We start from the raw sequence: 22,282 nt of genomic DNA, 5'->3' as shown, positions 1-22,282 counted from the left end.
TTCCCCCTCATTACTTACTCTTCTTTGTAATCAAGTGCTGCTTTAATAAAGCTGACAAATAAAGGATGTGGTCTATTTGGACGTGATTTAAATTCCGGGTGGAACTGTACCCCTACAAACCAGGGATGGTCAGGTACTTCAACTATCTCGACCAATCTTTCATCAGGTGACAATCCACTTAAAATCATACCGGCTTCTTCAATCTTTTCCCGGTAGTGATTGTTAAACTCATAGCGGTGGCGGTGACGCTCATAGATAACCTCTTCCTGATAAGCATTACGACTGATGCTCTCTTTTTCCAATTTACAGGGATAGAGGCCTAAACGCATGGTGCCGCCCATATCTTCTACATCGTGCTGATCAGGCATTAGAGCAATTACCGGCTCTTTTTCCTCTTCGTCAAATTCACTGCTGTTTGCATCTTTCAGATTGAGCTCATTGCGGGCATACTCAATTACCGCACACTGCATTCCGAGACAGATTCCAAAATAAGGAACCTTGTTTTTGCGGGCATATTCTACTGCCTTCAGCTTACCTTCGATGCCGCGGTCTCCAAAACCACCTGGAACTAAAATCCCATCGAGATCGGCAAGTTCCTTTTCCGCCTCAGCCAGAGTTTCTAAATCCTCAGCATAAACATATTCTATCTCAACTTTACAGTTGTTGGCAATTCCTGCATGAGTAAATGATTCTGCTATACTTATGTAGGCATCAGGCAGCTCGACATATTTACCAACTATTCCAATTTTAACTTTGTGGTCCCGATCTTTAATCTTATCAACCAGGTCAATCCAGTTTTTAAGATCTGCTTTTTTAACCCGATCAGTTAATTTTAATTTGTTGATTACATTTTCAGCCATTCCCTCTTTTTCCAGCATCAGAGGAACTTCATAAATATGTTCTGCATCAACAAGCTGAATAACATCCTCTTTTTCCACGTTACCAAAAAGAGAAATTTTATCCTTAACTTCCTGAGTCAGCTCTCGCTCAGAACGGCAGACAACTATATCCGGCTGAATACCGATACTGCGCATTTCCTTAATACTGTGCTGGGTGGGCTTGGTTTTCAACTCACCGGCTGCCTTCAGATAAGGAACCAGGGTACAGTGTAAATAGAGAATATTATCCCGGCCCAGATCATTTTTCAGCTGTCTAATTGCTTCCAAAAAGGGCAGACTCTCAATATCACCAACTGTTCCTCCAATCTCTGTCAGAACCACATCAGCATTGGTTTCTCTCCCAACTCTGGTTACCCGGTCTTTAATCTCATCTGTAATATGCGGAATTACCTGGACTGTTGCTCCCAGATAATCTCCCCGGCGTTCTTTTTGAATCACCGAGCCGTAAATTTTACCGGTGGTTACATTGTTGCTCTGACTTAAATTGGTGTCAATAAAACGCTCATAATGGCCTAAATCCAGATCAGTTTCGGCACCATCATCAGTCACAAAAACCTCACCGTGCTGATAGGGGCTCATTGTACCTGGATCATAATTAATATAAGGATCGAATTTCTGAATGCTGATTTTAAGACCTCTGCTTTTAAGCAGGCGGCCCAGGGAAGCTGCAGTTATCCCTTTACCAAGAGCAGAAACCACTCCTCCGGTTACGAAAATATACTTGGTCATTTTTGCTATCTCCTCCACTTTTAATCTTGAATTTAATTTAAGTATTTATGTAAGAAGAAGATTTACCATAAATATTTTAGCAAATCTCCCTTATTTTAAAACTCTACTAGTTATTTTCCTAAACTGACAGATTTATAGCTACATCTGCTCCGGTGCACTAATTCCAAGCAGGGTTAAAACATTTTTGAGAACCTGACGGGCAGCATTTACCAGATAAAGTCTTGCCTGAGCCAGTTCCTTACTGTCAGTATTTACCCGACAGTTATTATAGAATGAATGGAAAGCAGTTGCAAGGTCATAGGCATAAGTTGTCAGGTGATGAGGCTGTCTCGATTCAGCAATCATTTTTATCTCTTCCGGTAATTTTGCCAGCATTTTCATCAGCTCAAGCTCTGCCTCATGTGTCAGTAAGTCTAAGTTTTCCGCATCTGCTTTAAGCTCAGCATTATCTAAAATACTGTGAATTCTGGCATGGGCATACTGCACATAATAAACCGGGTTATTGCTGGATTCTTCTTTGGCCAGCTCCAGGTCAAAGTCAAGGTGGCTGTCAGTGCTCCGCATCACATAGTAGTAGCGGGCTGCGTCTGTACCAACTTCCTGATTTACCTCTTTCATAGTCACAAAACTGCCTGCTCTTTTGGACATCGGCACCTTCTTACCATTACGAAGCAGAGTCACCATCTGGACCACAATTACTTCCAGAATATCTTTATCATAACCAAAAGCTTCAATTACAGCTTTCATTCGCGGAATATAGCCGTGGTGGTCAGCTCCCCAGACATTAATCAGTTTATCAAAACCTCGCTCCAGTTTATCTAAATGATAGGCCATATCTGCTGCCAGATAGGTTGGTGAGCCGTCTGATTTGATAATAACTCGATCTTTATCATCTCCAAAATCAGTTGATTTAAACCAGAGAGCATCTTCTTTTTCAAAAATATAACCCTTATCTCGCAGCAGGTCAATAGCCTGCTCAATTTTATCGGGATGAAGAGTTCGCTCACTGAACCAGTTATCAAATTCGATTCCGAATTCTTCTAAATCCTCTTCAATATCTGCCAGCATTTCCTGGTAGGCATATTCGCGGCAGATTTCAAGCTGCTGCTCCTCGTCTTTTTCCATTAGCTCTGCCCCGTGCTCATCATATAAATCCTGAGCAATTTCTTTTATATAATCACCGGCATAAACATCCTCAGGCATTTCAATATCTTCACCCAAAATTTCTCGATATCGTAAGAGAGTTGATTTACCAAGAATATCCATCTGATTTCCGGCATCATTGATATAGTATTCTTTTTCCACATCATAACCTGCAGCTTCCATGATTGAAGCAGTTACATCTCCAACTACAGCTCCCCGGCTGTGGCCTACATGTAAAGGTCCGGTCGGATTAACTGAAACAAATTCCACCTGCACCCTTTTGCCTTTACCGGCATCAATTTTACCATAATCCGCTGCTCTTTTAGTAATGATTTTAAGGTTATTCCAGAGCCAGGCATTTTTAAGCTTAAAATTAATAAAGCCCGGGCCAGCAATATTAATATCCTCTACAATATCACTTTCAAAATTTTCTACAATAATTTCGGCAATTTTGCGGGGGTTCATCCCTGCCTGTCCTGCTAAAACCATGGCCAGATTAGTAGCATAATCTCCGTGACCTTTTTCGCGCGGCACCTCAATTGAAACCTCAGGCACCTTTTCTAAATCCAAGTCTCCATCATAAATTGCTTTTTTTACACTTTCGACCAGAAAACTGATTAATTCAGCTTCCACAGCGGCCTGTAAATTTTTCTGCAAAACAAAAAACCTCCTATAAATTTTACTTTGTAATTTTATAATTTATTTTCAAATGGTGTTCAGCGTTTAACTCTCCACCCAAAAAGACCTGATAGTTAATTCTAATCAGGCCGGAATTATCACTGATTTCCATTTCCAATCTCTTAGTTTTAACAGCCATTTTAATTTCACCATAGGCCGTCTTAAAATAACCTTCCTGCTTTTTGCCGACCCTAAAATCCTGTTTCATAGCTGCAGGTTCCTGACGCAGAAGCAGCACCCGCTCCCGCTCCGGATCAATTTTAACGATTGTCTGGGAGCCATCAATACCTTCAGCATCATCAAGATAACTCAGGTATAACTTTTCATTTTTTATATAAAACTCTCCCTGATACTGGTTGTTGATCTTTTGTTTTTCAGGATCATCAGTAAGTTTCTGTAAATTTTCTAACTTGATAGAACAATTTTTACTCATACTTTATTAATTCACTCCAAAATTTTATAATTTGAAAAAACCACAGCCCAAATTTTAACTGCGGTTTTTAGATTCTATATTTTAATATTTTTACCAAATTCTACTGCTGACTGGTGGTTCTTAATTGCTTTGAAATTCTTGACAATACAGCCCTGAGATTCGAGAGCTGCCATTACCTTTTTTAAAGCCTTATTCGTTGCAAAAAAGCGAGGTTTAACATAGGCAACAGCATCTTTACCGACAGTTCTTTTGGCTTCAGAAAGAAATGAACTTAAAGATTCGTCTATTTTCCCTCTAAAAATCCCCTTAGTCGGACTGCCCGCTAAAATAAGGTCATAGGGATAAAAGGAGACTCCATTCCCCACATCATTTGTGTTTTTGATATCAACTCTAAACCCCTGTGATTCTGCCCCTTCTTTTATACCCTCTGCTATATCTTTAAGATCAGCATCAGGTGTATGTATAATTAGTAAACGCTGCACTGATAACCCTCCTTTTTTTAATCAATCTTAATTTTATCATAAAAGATTAAACTTTTACAGGGTAATCGGCAAGAAAATATAAAAAACCTCTCTTCTTATAATAAAATAAAAAGAGAGGCTTTCAAATCAAGCAAAATTTTATTATTTTAGACCCAATTTGTTTACCAGTTTATCCTTTGGCATATAACCAACAAGCTTATCTTTTACCTTGCCGTCTTCCATTACTAACATAGTTGGAATACTCATGATTCCATAGCGGGAAGCAGTAGACTGATTTTCATCAACATTTAATTTAGCAACCTTAATCTGGTCACCATATTCGTTTGCGATATCTTCTACTACAGGTGCCACCATTCTACAGGGACCACACCATTCTGCCCAAAAATCAACTAAAACTTTTTTGTCTGCGCTTAAAACTTCACTGCTGAAGTTTCCATCTGTTACTTTTACCGGTTTACTCATATTGAATTTCCTCCTGTGTTGTGTTTATTTGAACCCGGTCCAAAACGGTCGTTTTGGACCGGGTACAAGTGAATAAAAATACTAAGTCTTTATTTTAGCTTGCTGCTACTGCTAAATCCTGAATCTTTTTCAGAATTGTTTTGGCAGGTACTGCTCCAACCTGTTCGTCTGCACCAGAGTTAATAACTGTTTTTGGTACTCCGGATACATTGAAGCTGGAAGACAGTTCTTCAAATTCCATTGCCTCTACCATTTCTCCTCTGACCTTAGGGTTGAGCATTGCCATCTGATGGGCAACTCTAACCGCACGAGGACAGTATGGACAGGTAGGTGTAATAAATACCTGCAGCAGTACATCAGAATCAATAGCTTTTACTTCTTTTTTGATATCTTCAGAAAGGTCTATTCTTTCATGGTCAGACATATCTAAAATATCTTCAATTAATGAAGTAAATTCATAGCCTGAAGGAATTCCATAAAAATGAACTCCACTATCCTGACCTTCATTATTTAAGAAGATAATTGCTGGTGCTCTATCTACACCAAATTCTTCAGCTTTTTCGCTGCCTAATAAATGTTTTTCAAAATCTACTTTTTCATCTAAGGCTGTAACCTCTGATAAAATCTCTTCTGTATCTGCACAGTACTGACAGCCCTCTTCTTGAGAAAAGAAAAGTAAATTAACATCGTCTTTTAAATTTTTTGAGAACAATTCTTTAATTTTATTTTTTTCTTCCTGATCGATCTTTGCCATTATATATCACTCCCTGGGTATTATTAATTTTTAACTTTAATTATGGCCTTCGATTTACAATTTCATTTTGACTTACAACATTTATTATATACGATATAAATTTAATTAAAGTTAAGCAATTAACATTTTCCTAAATTAAATTTCAAAACACAGAAGAAGCTTCTTTCAGCCCCTCCTGTGTTTAAATAATCTATTTGAGCTTAATCTATTTTTCTAAAAATACATTATAAGCTAAATAGGAATGATAAACATCTGCCTTACTTACAACCTCATAAGGTGAGTGCATAGAAAGCACAGCCGGACCACAGTCAACTACATCCATATTGTAATTGGCCAGGAACTGAGCGATAGTTCCGCCGCCGCCTTCATCAATCTTACCAAGTTCAGCAGTCTGCCAGACCACACCTGCATTATTAAAGAGACCTCTGATTTCTCCCATAAATTCTGCACTGGCTTCTGAAGCTCCAGCCTTACCGCGGGCTCCAGTATATTTAGAGACAACAATTCCTTTACCGAGATAAGCAGAATTATGTTTGGCATAAACTTCAGCAAAATCAGGATCATAAGCAGCATTAACATCTGCTGATAAAACCTTAGAATTCTGCATTACCTTACGCACCAGCAGTTCGCTGTATTCATTGTAATAGAGGTCAACCAGATTGGCCACCTGATCCTCAAAGAAGTGGGACTGCATACCTGTTGAACCCATACTGCCAACTTCCTCACGGTCCATCAGTAAAACTACTGAAGTGTACTGAGGGTCTTTGATATCCAAAATCGCCTCTAAAGCTGTATAACTGCAGACCCGATCATCATGACCATAACCGGCAAGTAAGCCGCGGTCAAAACCGGCATCCCTGGTCTTAAAAGCAGGAACTACCTGCAGATCAGCGCTGATAAAGTCTTCTTCTTTAAAATCATATTCGGATTTTAGGTGATTTAAAACAGCTTCCTTAATTTTTTCTTTTGCATCTTCATCAGCCACAGGAATACTGCCGACAACTACATTAAGCTGCTCTCCACTAATACCCTCACTCATTGACTTTTTCATCTGCTCTTTACCGAGATGAGGCAGGACATCACTAATAAAAAAGACCGGATCATCTTCTTTTTCGCCGATGCTGATATTTATCTGAGTTCCATCATCTTTAACAACCACTCCGTGCAGAGCCAGCGGCATAGTTACCCACTGATATTTTTTAACTCCACCATAATAGTGAGTCTTAAACATTGCCATCTCACCATCTTCATAAAGTGGGTTTGGTTTTAGGTCAAGTCTTGGTGAATCAATATGGCTGCCGACTATTTTGAGACCTTCTTTTAAATCTTTTTCTCCAATCACAGCCGCCATCAGAGCCCGGGAGCGATTTTCTACATAAACCTTATCTCCCTTTTTGAGACTTTCAAACTGATTAATATTTTTAAAACCGGCTGCTTCCAGTTCAGCAATTGCTGCAGAAGCAAATTCTCTTTCGGTTTTATTTTCACTTAAAAATTTAGCATAACCTTCATTAAAGGCAAAAACTTCTTCTCTCTCTTCTTTGCCCATTTCCGCCCAGGCATTTTTGGCCTGATACGCATTTTCGTTCTTTTTTTCTTCACTCATCTATAATGCCCCCTTAATAAATTTTATTCTTATTAATTATACCAGCTGCAGAGCAAAATTGTAAGTAAATCTTTTACAATAGTCTGATTATCACTCTGCAGCCGGCAGATTATTAGCTTCAGGAAGTACAAAGGCGAATTCCGAACCTGTCTCCAAATTTTTTTGATAAACTCTGCCGCCGTGAAGCTTTATAATATCTTTGACAATAGCCAGCCCCAGTCCACTGCCCCGTTTTTTGCTCTGAAAACCTTTTTTATTGACCTTATAAAACCTTTCCCAGATATTTTTTTGTTCTTCTGGCGGCACACCCGGTCCCTGATCCCGGACTGCAAATTTTACTGCTGAATCAGTTTTAGTTAGAATAATTTTTATTTCTCCAGCAGCAGGCGAATATTTGACCGCATTATCGAGCAGATTGATAATTACCCTTTTGATTTTATCGGCATCCAGCCTGAGCGTTATCTTTTCTTGCAGCTGATAGTTAAAATCCTGCTCTATTTCATTCACACTCTTATAATCCTGCAGCATATTATAGACAAATTCTGAAAAATTGACTTCTGTACACCGCAGAATATCAGATTTAAGTTCCGAAATACTCAAAATATTGTTGACCATTGTTTCCAGCCTGTTGCTCTCTTCAATAATCATATTTAAGTATTTTTCCCTGGCCTTTTTTTGACTGACAGCACCATCATAGACAATCTCAGCCGCACCTCTGATTGAAGAAAGTGGGGTTTTTAATTCGTGAGAAACATTAGCCACAAAATCATTCTGCAGCTTCTCAAACCGCCACCTCTCTGAAATATCCTGAAAAATTACAACAATTCCCCAGAACTTACTCTCTCTAAAAATAGCTGTACTGTGCAGCAGTAGATATTTATCAGCTTCCTCTACCTTAACTTCCAGACTTCTATTTTCCCTTTTTTGAATGCTCTCATTTATAAAATCAATTACTTCCTGATTATCGATCAGCTCAGAAAGGCTCTGCTGCTTATTCAATTCAACTTGCTCCTCGGAAATAAAAAGATCTGCAAAGGACTGGTTAAGCAGAATGATTTCCTGAGCTGAATTTAAAGCCAGCACCCCTTCTTCCATTCCCGAAAGAATGTAGTTCAACTTATTTTTTTCTTCCTTTAAATTATTCATGTTTTGAGCCAGAGTTTTTGACATTTCATTGATGCTTTCTGCCAGATTTTTTAATTCTTTTGTATTCTGAGCATTACTGATTTCTATAAAGTTACCGCGGCTTATTTCTTCAGCGGTCTTACTAATATTTTTTAGAGGTTCAGAAATGCTTTTAGCCCAGAAATAGGCAAGCAGTAGTGCCGGCAGGGCTGAAAAAAGAATCAAATAAAGCATAATTTTTTGAATCTGGCCAACCGTTGAATTAATTCCCTGGACCGAAGTGAAAAACAGCAGTCCATATTTTTCTCCTTCAACTTCTATTGAAGCTGCATTTAAGAGCATCGGCCGATCAAACTGCTCTGAATCAACCCGGCTGGAAAGCATTTTATTGTCGAAAATCTGCTCAAAACCTTCAAAATCTACCCGCTCATCTATCCGGCCGGGATAACTGTAAATAATATCTCCTTCTCGGTCAGTTAACCAGATCTGCCCCCGATTTTGCCGGGCGGTTAAGCTCAAAATTTTATTGATTTCCTCATCTTCTCCGGCTGCCAGATATTGGTCTATATCGTTTTTTAACTGATTTAAATTATAAAGGACCTCATTTTCGCGGCGGTTATAAAGAAAATCTTCTAAATAATAGATAACTATTAAACCAAAAATCACTATAATGATCAGCGAGAGCACTATAAATCGAAAAAATAATTTACCAAATAAACTGTTAGTCTTTAAGTTTTTCAGCTTCAAATTTATATCCAACCCCCCAGACTGTCTCAACTGCAGCTGCAGCATCACCCAGCTTTTTCCGCAGTGATTTAATATGAGTATCTACTGTTCGCACATCACCAAAATAATCATAACCCCAGACAGCCTTCAGTAAATTTTCCCGCCTAAAAACTTTTTTTGGATTTTGAGCCAGATGCCAGAGTAGAGAAAACTCTTTGGGAGTAACTTCAATAAGTTCTTCCTGATATTTAATATAATGTTCTTCCTTATTAATTATCAGATCACCAAACTGAAGCAGTTTTGATTCTTCCTCTCCCTGCTGATATCTTCTTAAGACAGCTTTAATTCTGGCAACAACCTCCCGTGGACTAAAGGGTTTGCTGATATAATCATCTGCTCCCAGCTCAAGACCGGTAATCTTATCTGTAGATTCGTCCTTGGCACTGAGAAAAATAATCGGCAGCTCAAACTCCGGCCTGATCCGCTGACAGAATTCCCAGCCGTTTTCATCTGGCAGCATTATATCCAGAATCAAGACATCTACAGACTGGGTTTTTAAAAGCTGATATCCCTTTTCCGTATCTTCAGCTGCCGAAACACTGAAGCCCTCAAATTTAAGGTAATCTTCCAGTATTTCTCTAATATGAGGATCGTCGTCAATTATCAAAACATTTTTGCCGCTCATTCTGTCACTTCCTTAAAAGATAATTGTAAAAAATCTAATCAATGTTAAAAAAATAAAATCTGAAACAGCCTCACAACAGGCTCTGCTTATATTCCTTTTCAATTAAATTAATTATACCATAAAGAAAAAAGTCCTGCTTTTTAGGGCAGGACTCTGCTGTATATAATTTCTATATAAGGAAGGTTAAATTAAATATTTTTCTCAATTTCAGCATCTTCTCTTAATTTATCTAAATACTGATTGATTGCCTGACTCTGCTGCTGCTGTTTGAGCATCTGCTCCAGCTGCGGCTTCAGCTTCTCAAAAGAAGCATCCTGACCGCTCTGCTCAAAGGCCTCTTTATTTTCCTCATAAGCTGATTTTAATTCTTCTTCGCTAACTTCAATATCAGCCAGCACTTCCTCTTCAATTAACTTATTGATTTTAATCTGAGGGTTATTAGAAAATTCTTCTTTATAAGCCTCTTCATTTTCATAACCACGCTGTTCTAAAATTGAAAGGAACTGTTCTTCGTCCATCTGGTTCTGCTGTAAAATTGCTGATTTCTGCTGTTCATAAATCTCGTTCTTTTCTTCCTGAGTTAAAGTAATATCTGACTCTGCTGCTGCCTGTTCTAATAATACATTGTCAATCAGGCTGTCTAATTTAGCCTTCTGCAGTTCTTCCAGTACAGTCTTTCCAGCTTCAGAACTTGCCAAAAGCTGTGCCAGCTGCTGATCTACCTGACTTACCTGCTGTAAGATCTGATTAACATTTGCCTGCTGTGCCAGCTGCTGGGAAGAAATTTCTTCTCCATTTACAGTAGCTACAACCTGATTACCCTGATTTAAAGACTGGGCGGCAGGTTTTTCGCTGTTAGACTCCGTATCCTGAGCCAGAGCAGCTGTCGGAACCATCAGAACAGTTATCAATAAAAGTGAAACTAAAATCTTTTTCATTAAATATAAGCACTCCCCTTAAATTACTATTGACTTAACTATTAAAATAATTTAGTTAAGCATTTTTTTATTTATCTGATTATAAGTATAGGTTAGAAATGTGAGAAAAATGTGAGAGAAAGATTAAATTAATCTAAAATCTGCTTTTTAAAATAATTTTAAATCAAGTTAAGTTAAATATGGGCCCTCTAAGGGGCCCATAACAAATTTATCTATTCAGGAGGATTAAATCATCTTTTCAATCTCTGCTTCTTCACGTAAATTACTTAGATACTGACTTATCTTTTTATTTCGCTTCTGCTGTCTGAGCATCTTCTCCAGCTGTGGCTTTAAATCTTCAAAATCAGTATCTTTACCACTTTGAGCAAAGGCATCTTTGTTTTTCTCATAAGCCTTTTTAAGTTCTTCTTCGCTAATTTCAATCTCAGCTGCTACTTCCTCTTCAATTAACTTATTGATTTTAATTTGAGGATTACTTAGAAATTCTTTTTTATAAGCCTCTTCATTTTCAAAGCCCTGTTTTTCTAAGACAGATAAGAACTCTTCTTCATCCATCTGATTTTGTTCCAAAATTGCTGCTTTCTGCTCTTTGTAAATTTCTTCCTTTTCCTGCTGACTGAGGCTAATACCTTTTTCTTTAGCCTGCTGTTTGAGCAGTACATTATCTATAATAGAATCAAGCTTCTGCTTTTGGTATTCCTTGATAACTTCAGACCCGGCTTCAGACTGAGCTAAAATTTGAACCAGCTGCTGGTCTATCTGACTTAGCTGCTGCAGGAGCTGGTTAACATTTGCCTGCTGATTTAGTTCTGCCTGTGTAATTTCTTCTCCGTTAACTTCGGCTACTGCAGAATTACTGTTAATATTCTCTTCCAGAGAGGGATCGGCCGGCTGCTCACCATTTAATTCCATCTCCTGAGCCATAACTGTCGTCGGAACCATCAGCACTGTGATTAATAAAAGTGAAACGAGAACTTTTTTCATTTCTAAAACACTCCTTTGAAAATTAATTTTTTGAAATTTACTGTAATGATTTCTGTTTTTTTCTCATTTCTCAATTAATAGTATAGAAAAGGAATGTGTTAAAAATGTGAGAGAAAGTTTAAAATAAGATATTAATCAGATTAAAACTTTCTTAACTGCTCTAAATAACCGTCATAATTGCGTTTGATTTCTCTGATGCTGTCGCCGCCGAATTTCTCAGCTGTACTTTTTGCCAGCACTGAAGCAGTAACCGCTTCCCCAACTATACTGGCTGCTGGAACAGCACAGACATCAGAACGCTCTTTGGCAGCTGTAGTTTCCTTTTTAGAGATTATATCAGCAGAATGCAGCGCCTTGGCCAGAGTAGGAATAGGTTTCATGGCCAGACGGATAATCAGTTCTTCGCCATTGCTCATTCCACCTTCTATTCCACCTGCCTGGTTGGAACTCCGGTAAAAACCGCGGTCAAGATCATAGTATATTTCATCATGAGCCTTGGAACCCGGTAAACCTGCACCCTTAAATCCGGAGCCGATTTCTACCCCTTTGATCGCCTGGATGCCCATCAGCTGAGCTGCCAGTTTACTTTCCAGTTTTAAATCCCAGTGAACATGGCTGCCCAGTCCGACCGGCAGACCGGTAACCACGATTTCGAAAACTCCTCCCACAGAATCTCCATTGGCCCGCCAGGAATCAATTAAATTTTTCATCGCTTCTGTTTTAGCCTCGTCTCCGCAGCGGAGGGCTGTTTTGTCAAGCTCGGCAAAATATTTTTTGATTTCAGCCTCATTTTTGAAACGCTCCGGATCTCTTGCTTTTAGATCTGTCCAGGTCTCGCTTTTTAAGTTACCAATCTGGACAACATGACTGTAAATATTGACATTAAATTCATTTAAAAACTGCCTGGCCACTGCTCCGACTGCAGTTCTGGCTGCAGTTTCGCGAGCACTTGCCCGCTCCAGGACATTGCGCAGATCCCGGTGGTTGTATTTTAAAGCTCCGGGAAGGTCAGCATGGCCGGGTCTGGGATTTGTCAGGGCTTCCACATCATCTCCCCGCTCTTTATCAGGAGCCATTGCCTCAACCCAGTTCTGCCAGTCCTTATTTTCAATTGTCATACTTAAGGGGGTCCCAAGAGTTTCCTGATGCCTCAACCCGGAATTGATTATTGCCCGGTCACTCTCTATTTTCATTCGACCACCGCGTCCATAACCCTGCTGCCTTCTAAATAACTGTTCATTTATCTGCTCAACTTCTACTTTAAGGCCAGCGGGCAGACTCTTAATTATTGCTGTCAGCCGCGGCCCGTGTGATTCTCCAGCTGTTATATATTCAAACAAAATTTTTCCTCCTTTATACTCTACTTCTCAATTTATATTTGCTGCTTTAATCTAATGTGTTTGATGAAATTTAACCTACATTATTTATAGTCAATTTTCTTTTCTCTTGCTTTAAATGATTTGAGAGAAGTTGTAATTGCATTCAATTCTTCCATCAGCAGCCTAAAGTTATCAGGCTTTAGAGACTGTGGTCCATCAGAAAGTGCATTTTCCGGATGCGGGTGGACTTCAACCATAATTCCATCTGCGCCAACTGCGGCTGCCGCTCTGGCAACCGGGATTACTAACTCCCAGCGTCCGGTTCCGTGGCTCGGATCAGCAATCACAGGCAGGTGACTTAACTGCTGAACTAAAGGAATTGAACTTAAGTCCATTGTATTTCTGGTTTCTTCACCGAAAGTTCTAACTCCTCTTTCACATAAAATAACCTGATGGTTGCCCTCGTTCATCACGTACTCTGCTGACAGCAGCCACTCTTTGATGGTAGCGGACATCCCTCTTTTAAGCATTACCGGTTTATCGAGCTTCCCAATTGCCTTTAAAAGAGCATAGTTTTGCATGTTGCGGGCTCCAATCTGGATAATATCAGTATATTTGCAGACAACATCTATATGCTCAATATCCATCAATTCTGTAATTACCTTGAGCCCGGTTTCTTCTCTGGCCTTGGCTAATAACTTAAGACCTTCTTCACCCAGCCCCTGAAAAGAATAGGGAGAAGTTCTCGGCTTAAAGGCACCACCGCGAAGTATTTTAGCTCCCGCTTCCTTGACCACCCTGGCAGTCTCCAGCATCTGCTCTTCATTTTCTACCGAGCAGGGGCCGGCCATCACTGTCAGCTCATCTCCACCGACCTTAACGCCATCGCCGAGGTCAATTACTGTTTTATCCTGTTTAAAGTTCCAGCTGGTCAGCTTATAGGGGTCAGAAATCACTACTACCTTTTCCACACAGCTCATAACCTGCAGTTTCTCTTTTAGGTTAACCTTTTTTTCAGGTGCAACTCCAACAACTCCGACAATCGTAGTTTCCGCCCCGGTATCCGGATGGGCTGAGAAACCAGCTTCTTCAATTAACTCAATTACCTTCTGTTCATCATCTTTAGTTGCCCCTCTTTTTAATACCGCTATCATATTACTCATTCCCCTCTGCTAATACTTTTTTTAAGTTCCTGATAAAATATTCATTGTCAGCTCTGGTCCCGATGGTTACTCTGATCCAGCTTTCCATCCCAAATTGATGGCCCGGTCTAATAATTACTCCCCGCTGCTGCAGCTCTTTAAAGACTTCAGCGGCCGGCATCCCGGTGTCAACCATCATAAAATTGGCCTCAGTTTCTATATAATCAAGTCCCAGTTCTTCAAACTTCTGATAGAGAAATTCTTTTTCTTTGTTATTTAAATTCTGACAGATTTCCAGATGTGATTCTGACTCTAAAGCTGTCACTGCAGCCTTCTGCGCCAGGCGGTTGACATTAAAGGGGCCTCTAATTCTATTTAAATAATCAATTAGTTCTGGATCAGCCAGGGCATAACCTATCCGCATTCCGGCCAGACCGTAGGCCTTAGAAAATGTCCGCATCAGCATTAGGTTTGGATATTTTTCCAGCAGCTCAACTCCATCAAAGGGATCTTCGGCTGTGATATACTCCTGATAAGCCTGGTCGACTATTACCAGTACTTCCTCTGACACCTTTTCCAAAAAGTCTTCTATCTCTTCCCGCTCGAGCATGGTTCCGGTTGGATTATTAGGGTTACAGATAAAAACTGCCTTTGTCTGATCGCTGATTTCAGCTTCCATCGCCTGCAGATCATGTCTGTGATTTTGATCAAGTGGAACCTTGACACTGCTGCCGCCCCTGGACTTTACTGCCAGCTCATATTTGATAAAAGCTGGATCTGCCTGAATAACCTCGTCCCCTGGCTTTAAAATCAAAGTCATTAATAGGTCTAAAATTTCATCGGAGCCATTGCCCAGAAATATTTTTTCCTCTGCCAGCTGATACTTTTCCGCCAGAGCTGTCTTAAGCTCCCTGCTGTCTGAATCTGGATAGAGACAGACATTTTTAGCCTCTGACTGTATTGTATCAATCACCTGAATTGCTGGTCCCAGTGGATTTTCATTAGAAGCAAGTTTAACTATTTTTTCCAGTCCGTATTCTTCCTGTACCTCTTCTATGCTTTTGCCGGCCTGATAGCGGTTCATCTCTTTAACACCGGCTGAAATATCATCAATTATCTTTTTCATCCAATCACCTCTTTTAGTAATTCTTTAAAATTAGGAAAAGATGTAGCTATAATTTCACTGCCGTTAATTGTAATTCCTCTTTTAGAATTTAAAGCCAGTACCGCCAGCGACATTGCAATCCGGTGGTCATGATAGCTTTCAACTTCAATTCCACCCTCTACTGGCTGGGGGCCGCTGATTTCCATCCCGTCCTCATTTTCTGTAATTTCTATTCCCAGTCTTTCAAATTCTGTGACCACTGCTTTGATCCGGTCTGTTTCCTTAACTCTCAATTCTTCTGCATCTTTGATCACTGTTTTACCTTCAGCAAAAACTGCCAGCACAGAGATTATGGGGATCTCATCAATTAGGCGGGGAATTACTTCACCACTGACTTCTGTCCCTTTTAAGTCTGAGGGTTTAACCAGAATATCTGCAGTTGGTTCTCCTCCCTGATCTCTCTTATTTAAAAGTTCAATTTTACCATTCATGGCCTCAACTACTTCTAAAAAGCCACTGCGGGTCTGGTTGATGCCGACATTTTTAATTAAGAGCTCACCCTCGGCTGCCAAAAGTCCAGCTGCAATAAAAAAGGCGGCCGAAGAAATATCTCCCGGAACATTTATCTCAAATGGATTAAGTTTTCTCTCTGCTGCCTGCTTTAGAATAATCCTATCCTCTAAAATCTCCAGATCGATCCCGGCACCTTTGAGCATCCGCTCGGTGTGATCCCTGGAAACTGCCGGTTCAATGATTACCGTTTCGGCTTCAGTTTTTAAAGCTGCCAGTAAAATTGAAGACTTAAGCTGGGCACTGGCAACAGGAAGTTTGTATTCCATCGCCTCCAGTTGTTGGCCCTTAATACTCAGTGGGGCTAGTCCGTCCCGGCGGGACCATATTTTAGCTCCCATTTTGGAAAGTGGTCCAATAATCCGCTGCATCGGTCTTTTGCGCAGCGAGTGGTCTCCTGTCAGCACTGAATAAAAATCCTGAGAGGCTAAAAGTCCGGCCAGAAGCCGCATTGATGTCCCTGAATTACCACAGTCTAAAACATCATCTGCCTCTTCAAGTCCGTCAAGACCTTTGCCCTGAACGGTGTATTTACCCGCCCCTCCTTTGGTAATCTCAATTCCTAAATCGCGCATAATCCCCATTGTGCTCAGGCAGTCTTCCGCCTCTAAAAGCCCCTCTATCTTACTTTCTCCTGCTGCTATTGATGCTAAAATCAGGGAGCGGTGGGAAATCGACTTATCTCCCGGCACCCTAATTTCACCACTGATTTTATCTGCTGGATTAACTTTAAACAATATATTTCCTCCTCATTTCTCTCTTCTTTTTTGCTTCTAGCTTAGCTTGATTTTAGTTTCTGCATTAATTTTCTCCATTAATATAGTTTCAATTATAAGCTATTTTTCAGTATCACTTTTATTTTCTGCCCCAGTTTTAATCTCTGCTGCTTTTGCTAAAAAATTATAAATTTTATCCTGCTCATTGGCTTCCAGATCATGCTGCAGTTCCTGCAGTTCCTCTATGTAATTTCCAATCAATTCTGCCAGGTTTTCCCGGTTAGAGAGTATAATATCCTGCCAGAGTTCAGCTGAGCTGCCTGCAATTCTGGTCATATCCCGGTAGCCGCTTCCTGAAAGTTCAAAAAATTCACCTTTAAAATCCTGCTGCTGGCTTAAATTTACCAGTGCTGATGATAATAGATGCGGCAGGTGGCTTAAGTAGGCTGTGCAGTGGTCGTGCTCTGCTGCCGAAATAATATGGACTCTGGCTCCAATTTTTCCTATCAGTTCTTTTAGCTGCTGCAGCAGTTCTTTTTTTTGAACTAAGTTTTTCAGCTCAGCCTCATCCTGATCTAGATCTTCGGCCGAATCAATTCTTGATTTTGAAAAAGTTTCTAAAAGATCAAATAGTGAGCTATCTTTCAAGATCTTTTCTTCCTCTTCCTGCTGGCTCTGATCCAGCCAGGGTGTTAAAATAAAAGGGGCACCTTTAAAGAGCTCCGGATCATGCCAGTCAATCCCTGATTTATGTGAGCCTGCCATCGGATGACCGCCGATAAAAATTTTCGGGCTGTCCTTTAAAATTTCTTCCGCCTCCAGCATTACTTCCTTTTTAGTGCTGCCTGCATCAACCAGCAGCTGCTGACTGCTGCCTCCAGCTTTAATCTCTCTCATTACAGCCGGGATGGCTGCTACCGGAACAGCAATAAAAATCAGATCCTGATCTTCTAAGTTAGCTGCTATTTCTGTAAATCCCTGATCAATAATCCCCATCTTTTCTGCTTTGCTGATAGTCTCTGCACAGCTGTCAACTCCTGTAAGCTCCAGCTTCGATTCGGATTTTTTTAAAGCTGCTGCCAGGGAGGCCCCAATCAGGCCAATCCCGACAACAGCAATTTTTTCGAATTTAGGCATAAGCAATTTTTCTTTCTCTGGATTCAAATGTGTGCAGAGAATTATTAATTGCTTTAAGTTCATCCATCATTAAATTAAAGTTTTTAGGCTTCAATGACTGGGGACCATCAGAAAGAGCATTCTGGGGATCAGGGTGAACCTCAACCATAATTCCATCTGCACCCACAGCGACTGCTGCTCTGGCAACCGGAATTACTAACTCCCAGCGGCCGGTTCCATGACTTGGGTCTGCAATAACCGGCAGGTGACTTAACTGCTGAACTAAAGGAATTGAACTTAAATCCATTGTATTGCGAGTTTCTTCACCAAAGGTTCTAACCCCTCTTTCACATAAAATTACATTATGGTTACCGTTATTCATTACATATTCAGCCGCCAGCAGCCATTCCTTGATTGTCGCTGCCATCCCCCGCTTGAGCATTACTGGCTTATCAAGTTTTCCGATCTCCTTTAAAAGAGAATAGTTCTGCATATTGCGGGCCCCGATCTGGATAATATCAGTGTATTTGCAGACCACATCAATATGTTCAATATCCATCAGTTCAGTTACTATCTTCAGTCCAGTTTCTTCTCTGGCCTCTGCCATCAGCTTCAGGCCCTCTTCTCCCAGCCCCTGGAAAGAATATGGGGATGTCCGCGGCTTAAAGGCTCCACCACGCAGTATCTGAGCTCCTCCGGCCTTCACTATTTTGGCTGTCTCAATAATCTGTTCTCTGCTTTCCACCGAACAGGGACCGGCCATCACCGTCATCTCATCACCACCGACCTTAACTCCATCACCGAGGTCAATGACCGTTTTTTCCTGCTTAAAATTCCAGCTGGTTAATTTATAGGGATCGGAAATCAGCACAACTTTTTCTACGGCCCCCATGGTCTCTAACTTTTCCTTCAAATTTGACTTTCTTGCCGGATCACCCAGAACACCTACTACAGTTTTTTCTACTCCCTGAATTGGGTGAACCTCAAAATTTTCACCTCGAATTACCTCTATTACCTGATCCTTATCTTCCTGACTTGCATCTCTTTTTAATACTGCTATCATAATTAATTCTCCTCTCTACTAAAATGCTTTTTTGTTTATGTTCGTTTGTGATTGTTCATGTGCACGCACCGTGAACCTGTCATTTTTTGTCGAAATAAATATTTTTTCTCTAAAAATACAAAAAATCGCCCCTTAGTCAGGGCGATTGAAATCGCGGTACCACCTGTTTTAATCTCATTAAATAACAGATTATCTCTACTGGAAGCCAACACTTCCGCACCGGGTAACGACGGCTGACGGCCATTTAAGCTTACTCGTTTAACTTTCAGCTGGCAACTCAAGAGGTGTATTTCAGCCTGTGGCTTACTGGGTCCTCTTTCAAAGTTTTTGGGTGACATTATTTATTTAATGAGTATTATAGCAGGCAATTTTAGTTCTGTCAAATAAAATTTCCGCTTTTTCGCCCAAATATTCAATTTTAATTCTAACTTTCAGCTCGCTTTTGAATAACTTTTCACCAGATTTCTAGCCAATCACAGTTAATTTTTACTCGATTACTGTCTTCGGATAGGAACCCAAAAGTCTAAAATATGATGATATCTTTTTTACCTCCTCCAGGGCTGAACTCAGATGCTGATCACTGCTGCAGCCTTTTAAGTCAATATAGAAAATATATTCTCCCAGCCGCTGTCTGCTCGGGCGGGATTCAATTCTTGTCAGATCAATATTTTCTTCAGCAAATTTCCCCAGTATCCGGTGCAGAACTCCAGCTTCATTGACTTTTGGTGCGCAGATAATAGAAGTTTTAAAGTCACTTGCTGCCGCTTCTCCCAGATGGTTATTCGGACCCAAATCCTTATCCTTTTTTGCTGCCAGGACAAAGCGGGTCGCATTCGGCAAATCTCCCTGCAGATTTTCTGCCATAATTTCCAGTTCATAAATCTCAGCCAGTCTGATTGAGCCCACAGCAGCTCGGTTTCTGTCTGCAAGCGCTTTTTTTGCTGCTGCCGCAGTACTATCTGTGTAAATGATTTTTGCATCTTTAAATTCATTGGCCAGGTAATCACCTGACTGCGCAATTGCCTGAGGGTGGCTGTAAATTTCCTTAATCTCTTCTTTTTTAACCCCCGGCCGGGCCAGCAGGTACTGCTCGATTGGAAGGACTATCTCCCGGTAAAGCTTAAGTTCTGGATGCTGATATAAAAGGTCAAGACTTAAATTTACCGATCCCTCCAGTGAATTCTCAAGCGGCAGCAGTCCGAGGTCAACCCGATCTGCTGTTACCGCCTCTACAATGTCTCTAATTGAGCCACAGGCAGTTGTACTGCCACCATAACGGGCACAGTAGTTAGAGATCGCCTGCTCACTAAATGTTCCTGGTGGTCCTAAATATCCATATTCTAAATTACTCATCTACTCACTCCTTTAAATGCACAGCGCCGTGTACCACCCGAATTATGTCAGACAACTTGATTAAAATAATTATTTCGATTTATTATGACATAAACCGACAGGTTCACGGTGCTTGTCAGTTTTTGTAAAACCCTGTCAAAATGCAAAAAACCCCCGTTCTAATTAAAGAACGAGGGTTGTATACTCGTGGTACCAGTCTTTTTGGCTAAAAAGCCCACTCATTAATTACGGGAATTAGTAATAACTCCTATAATCTGTCGGGATAACGGTAGACGGCCGGTACAGGCTTACTTTTTTGTTCAGCTGACAACTCACAGGGGAACTTCATTAAAATATCTACCAACGGGCTCTCACTAACCCCGCTTCGCTGAGATAAATATTTTTAATTACTTTCCCTGATCACAGTTTTTAAATTTAATATTTTATTCTAATTCAAGTTTTTTTAATTTTACCTTATAAAAATCACTTTGTCAAGCTTATTCTCTCATTTAATTTGGTCAGTAATTTTATATTTTTCGGATTAATGAGCTTTACTGAACCAGATCTACTAACTTAAATAATATTCCTCTCTTTACATTCCCGATTTAAATAACCGATAAACTCTTCTGCTTTATCAGCTGGTGCCTGAGTAAAGAAGCTGACTCCAACAAAAACTGCTGCTGTCACAATTAAAGTCCAGACTCCTGCCCAGTGTCCCAGAGGCCTCCAGCCGCTGAACTGAAGATAAAGGGCGGTCAAAGAGCCAAAAATTATACTGCTTAGTGAGCCCGCAGCTGTAGCTTTTTTCCAGAAAAAGGCACCAAACATTGAAGGAACTACTACCAGCAGTCCAACTGAAGCCGCGACTGAGAGAGTGGCAATTAAATCAAGCTCCTGAATTGCAAAGAAAAAGCCCAAAAGAGCAATAAGCAAAATAGCAATCTTGGCAGTTCTCAGCTGTCTTAAATTCTGATCCCGATCTAAATTGTCCTCCATATTTTTGAAAATATCTCTAACTACAAGTGACGATAGGGTCAGCATAATTGAATCAATGGTCGAAATTGCTGCAGCTGTAATTCCTATCATCGCTACCAGCGCCAGGACAGTCGGCACATACTCTGATGCCAGCAGTTCCGGAGTTGCCAGGTCAGCATTGCTCAGCCCGGGAATTAAAAGTCGCGCCGAAAAGCCCCAGATAACAGAAACCATTGTATAAATAAAACCAAAGATTAAAAATCCCTTGATCATCGTCTTCATCGCCTTCAGATCACGGGGAATAAAAAGCCGCTGGCTGACCTGAGGATTAGAGATTGAAAAGAAAAACCAGGGCAGACTTAAGCCAAGAAATGTCTTGAAACTAAAGAATCCCGGCCCCGGCACACTCAGCACATCTCCTTCTAGAGCAGCCAGAGAGCCAAAAAACTCTGCAAATCCTCCCAGATGCTGATAAATTACATAAAATAAAATGATTATACTGACCACAATCATGATTAAAGACTGCAGAGAATCAGTCCAGGTTACAGACTTCATCCCGGCAATTAGAGCCCAGGCGATGGCCAGCACAACTGCAATAACTACTCCAAAAAAGAAAGGAATCTCTCCCCCAGAAAGTCCACTCAACAGATAGCCAACTCCCATCAGCTGAACAGCCAGATAGGGAATTAAAAAAACACAGGCAGAAAGAGAAGCAGCAAAGGCAATCCACTGATTCTGATAACGGTCACCAAGCATCTCATAAGGAGATACATAATTATTCTTTTTACCAATCAGCCAGAAGCGGGGACCAAAAAAGGCAACAAGGGAGAGTCCGGAAAGATAGACCAGTTCAAATCCCAGGGCACCCACCCCACCTGAATAAGTAAAACCGGCCAGACCAATCATCATAAAAGCACTGTAAGTCGTTGCGCTGTAAGATAGAGCAGCCACAAAACCACCAGTATTTCTGCCACTTAAAAAATATTCCACAATTCCTTCATTCATCTCTCTTCTGGCCATTAACGCAACAGCAGAACCAGCTATTATGTATAAAATTACCGCGATATATAAGTATGTAGTAGGCATTAATTATTCCTCCAGTAAGTTGTAATTTTAATAGTCAAAAAGATAACTGCTGCAGCAAAAAGACTCCAGAACAAAAAGGCCCCGTAAAATAAATTAATTGAAGTTAGCAGAGTATAGGGCACAGCAAAGGCTGAAATCACCAGCAGAGAAATTAATATTAAATAAATGTAACGCAGTTTTTTTAGCTTATCATTTTCCATGAATTTAAACCTCC

21 protein-coding genes and 1 other annotated feature are annotated in these 22,282 nt (G+C 40.4%); all 21 genes read right to left on the bottom strand.

The genetic code is table 11. The features are described 5' to 3' along the window. Window positions 1-14 precede the first annotated feature (14 nt). The 21 genes from C8C76_RS00555 to C8C76_RS00460 all read right to left on the bottom strand — a co-directional run bounded on the left by C8C76_RS00555 (window position 15) and on the right by C8C76_RS00460 (window position 22,268). Entirely contained in the window at window positions 15-1,628 is a 1,614-nt protein-coding gene (locus tag C8C76_RS00555) for a CTP synthase (protein WP_108137623.1), read from the bottom strand. A 138-nt stretch (window positions 1,629-1,766) separates the two neighbouring features. Beyond that, window positions 1,767-3,428 carry an arginine--tRNA ligase gene (argS, locus tag C8C76_RS00550; protein ID WP_108137621.1) on the bottom strand — a complete coding sequence of 554 codons (1,662 nt, stop codon included), beginning with the start codon at window positions 3,426-3,428 and terminating at the stop codon, window positions 1,767-1,769. A 22-nt stretch (window positions 3,429-3,450) separates the two neighbouring features. Beyond that, window positions 3,451-3,882, bottom strand: a complete 432-nt coding sequence (locus tag C8C76_RS00545; RefSeq protein WP_108137619.1) for a DUF1934 domain-containing protein — start codon at window positions 3,880-3,882, stop codon at window positions 3,451-3,453. 74 nt (window positions 3,883-3,956) lie between these two features. Next, window positions 3,957-4,364 (bottom strand): hypothetical protein, encoded by a 408-nt coding sequence (locus C8C76_RS00540; protein WP_108137617.1) that lies wholly within the window; start codon window positions 4,362-4,364, stop codon window positions 3,957-3,959. A 141-nt stretch (window positions 4,365-4,505) separates the two neighbouring features. Continuing rightward, window positions 4,506-4,826 carry a thioredoxin gene (gene trxA / locus C8C76_RS00535; protein WP_108137615.1) on the bottom strand — a complete coding sequence of 107 codons (321 nt, stop codon included), beginning with the start codon at window positions 4,824-4,826 and terminating at the stop codon, window positions 4,506-4,508. 94 nt (window positions 4,827-4,920) lie between these two features. Next, window positions 4,921-5,580 carry a protein disulfide oxidoreductase gene (gene pdo, locus C8C76_RS00530; RefSeq protein WP_108137613.1) on the bottom strand — a complete coding sequence of 220 codons (660 nt, stop codon included), beginning with the start codon at window positions 5,578-5,580 and terminating at the stop codon, window positions 4,921-4,923. Window positions 5,581-5,785: 205 nt separating this feature from the next. Next, window positions 5,786-7,186: an aminopeptidase gene (locus C8C76_RS00525; protein WP_108137611.1), complete on the bottom strand. Its 1,401-nt coding sequence runs from the start codon at window positions 7,184-7,186 to the stop codon at window positions 5,786-5,788. A 90-nt stretch (window positions 7,187-7,276) separates the two neighbouring features. Beyond that, window positions 7,277-9,058 carry a HAMP domain-containing sensor histidine kinase gene (locus tag C8C76_RS00520; RefSeq protein WP_108137609.1) on the bottom strand — a complete coding sequence of 594 codons (1,782 nt, stop codon included), beginning with the start codon at window positions 9,056-9,058 and terminating at the stop codon, window positions 7,277-7,279. Beyond that, window positions 9,033-9,722: a response regulator transcription factor gene (locus C8C76_RS00515; protein WP_108137607.1), complete on the bottom strand. Its 690-nt coding sequence runs from the start codon at window positions 9,720-9,722 to the stop codon at window positions 9,033-9,035. Before C8C76_RS00515 ends, C8C76_RS00520 begins: the two co-directional genes overlap by 26 nt. Window positions 9,723-9,910: 188 nt before the next feature. Then, the gene (locus C8C76_RS00510; RefSeq protein ID WP_108137605.1) at window positions 9,911-10,660 is read right to left on the bottom strand and encodes a SurA N-terminal domain-containing protein; all 750 of its coding nucleotides are present in this window, start codon (window positions 10,658-10,660) and stop codon (window positions 9,911-9,913) included. 225 nt (window positions 10,661-10,885) lie between these two features. Continuing rightward, on the bottom strand, window positions 10,886-11,644 hold the full coding sequence (locus tag C8C76_RS00505; RefSeq protein WP_108137603.1) for a SurA N-terminal domain-containing protein: 759 nt from the start codon (window positions 11,642-11,644) through the stop codon (window positions 10,886-10,888). 140 nt (window positions 11,645-11,784) lie between these two features. After that, window positions 11,785-12,984 (bottom strand): chorismate synthase, encoded by a 1,200-nt coding sequence (gene aroC / locus C8C76_RS00500; RefSeq protein ID WP_108137602.1) that lies wholly within the window; start codon window positions 12,982-12,984, stop codon window positions 11,785-11,787. A gap of 80 nt (window positions 12,985-13,064) precedes the next feature. Beyond that, complete coding sequence (gene aroF, locus C8C76_RS00495) at window positions 13,065-14,117, bottom strand: 3-deoxy-7-phosphoheptulonate synthase (protein ID WP_108137600.1); 1,053 nt, start codon at window positions 14,115-14,117, stop codon at window positions 13,065-13,067. A gap of 1 nt (window position 14,118) precedes the next feature. Further along, window positions 14,119-15,231, bottom strand: coding sequence for a histidinol-phosphate transaminase (gene hisC / locus C8C76_RS00490; protein ID WP_108137598.1), 1,113 nt, complete (start codon window positions 15,229-15,231; stop codon window positions 14,119-14,121). Continuing rightward, complete coding sequence (gene aroA / locus C8C76_RS00485; RefSeq protein ID WP_108137596.1) at window positions 15,228-16,520, bottom strand: 3-phosphoshikimate 1-carboxyvinyltransferase; 1,293 nt, start codon at window positions 16,518-16,520, stop codon at window positions 15,228-15,230. Before aroA ends, hisC begins: the two co-directional genes overlap by 4 nt. A 96-nt stretch (window positions 16,521-16,616) precedes the next feature. Beyond that, complete coding sequence (locus tag C8C76_RS00480) at window positions 16,617-17,633, bottom strand: prephenate dehydrogenase (RefSeq protein ID WP_108137827.1); 1,017 nt, start codon at window positions 17,631-17,633, stop codon at window positions 16,617-16,619. Beyond that, window positions 17,626-18,675, bottom strand: coding sequence for a 3-deoxy-7-phosphoheptulonate synthase (gene aroF / locus C8C76_RS00475; protein WP_108137587.1), 1,050 nt, complete (start codon window positions 18,673-18,675; stop codon window positions 17,626-17,628). Before aroF (C8C76_RS00475) ends, C8C76_RS00480 begins: the two co-directional genes overlap by 8 nt. A 35-nt stretch (window positions 18,676-18,710) precedes the next feature. Then, window positions 18,711-18,956, bottom strand: a complete 246-nt coding sequence (locus C8C76_RS15015) for a hypothetical protein (RefSeq protein ID WP_146161844.1) — start codon at window positions 18,954-18,956, stop codon at window positions 18,711-18,713. Window positions 18,957-19,161: 205 nt separating this feature from the next. After that, complete coding sequence (gene pheA, locus C8C76_RS00470) at window positions 19,162-20,028, bottom strand: prephenate dehydratase (protein ID WP_108137585.1); 867 nt, start codon at window positions 20,026-20,028, stop codon at window positions 19,162-19,164. 163 nt (window positions 20,029-20,191) lie between these two features. Beyond that, window positions 20,192-20,440: a binding site (T-box leader), on the bottom strand. A 140-nt stretch (window positions 20,441-20,580) separates the two neighbouring features. Continuing rightward, on the bottom strand, window positions 20,581-22,068 hold the full coding sequence (locus C8C76_RS00465; protein WP_108137583.1) for a sodium:solute symporter family protein: 1,488 nt from the start codon (window positions 22,066-22,068) through the stop codon (window positions 20,581-20,583). After that, window positions 22,068-22,268: a hypothetical protein gene (locus C8C76_RS00460; RefSeq protein WP_108137581.1), complete on the bottom strand. Its 201-nt coding sequence runs from the start codon at window positions 22,266-22,268 to the stop codon at window positions 22,068-22,070. The genes C8C76_RS00465 and C8C76_RS00460 overlap by 1 nt, the downstream gene beginning before the upstream one ends. Window positions 22,269-22,282 lie beyond the last annotated feature (14 nt).

The organism is Halanaerobium saccharolyticum (assembly GCF_003053565.1).
Taxonomy (GTDB): domain Bacteria; phylum Bacillota; class Halanaerobiia; order Halanaerobiales; family Halanaerobiaceae; genus Halanaerobium; species Halanaerobium saccharolyticum_B.
This window is presented reverse-complemented; position numbering and strand designations above follow the sequence as displayed.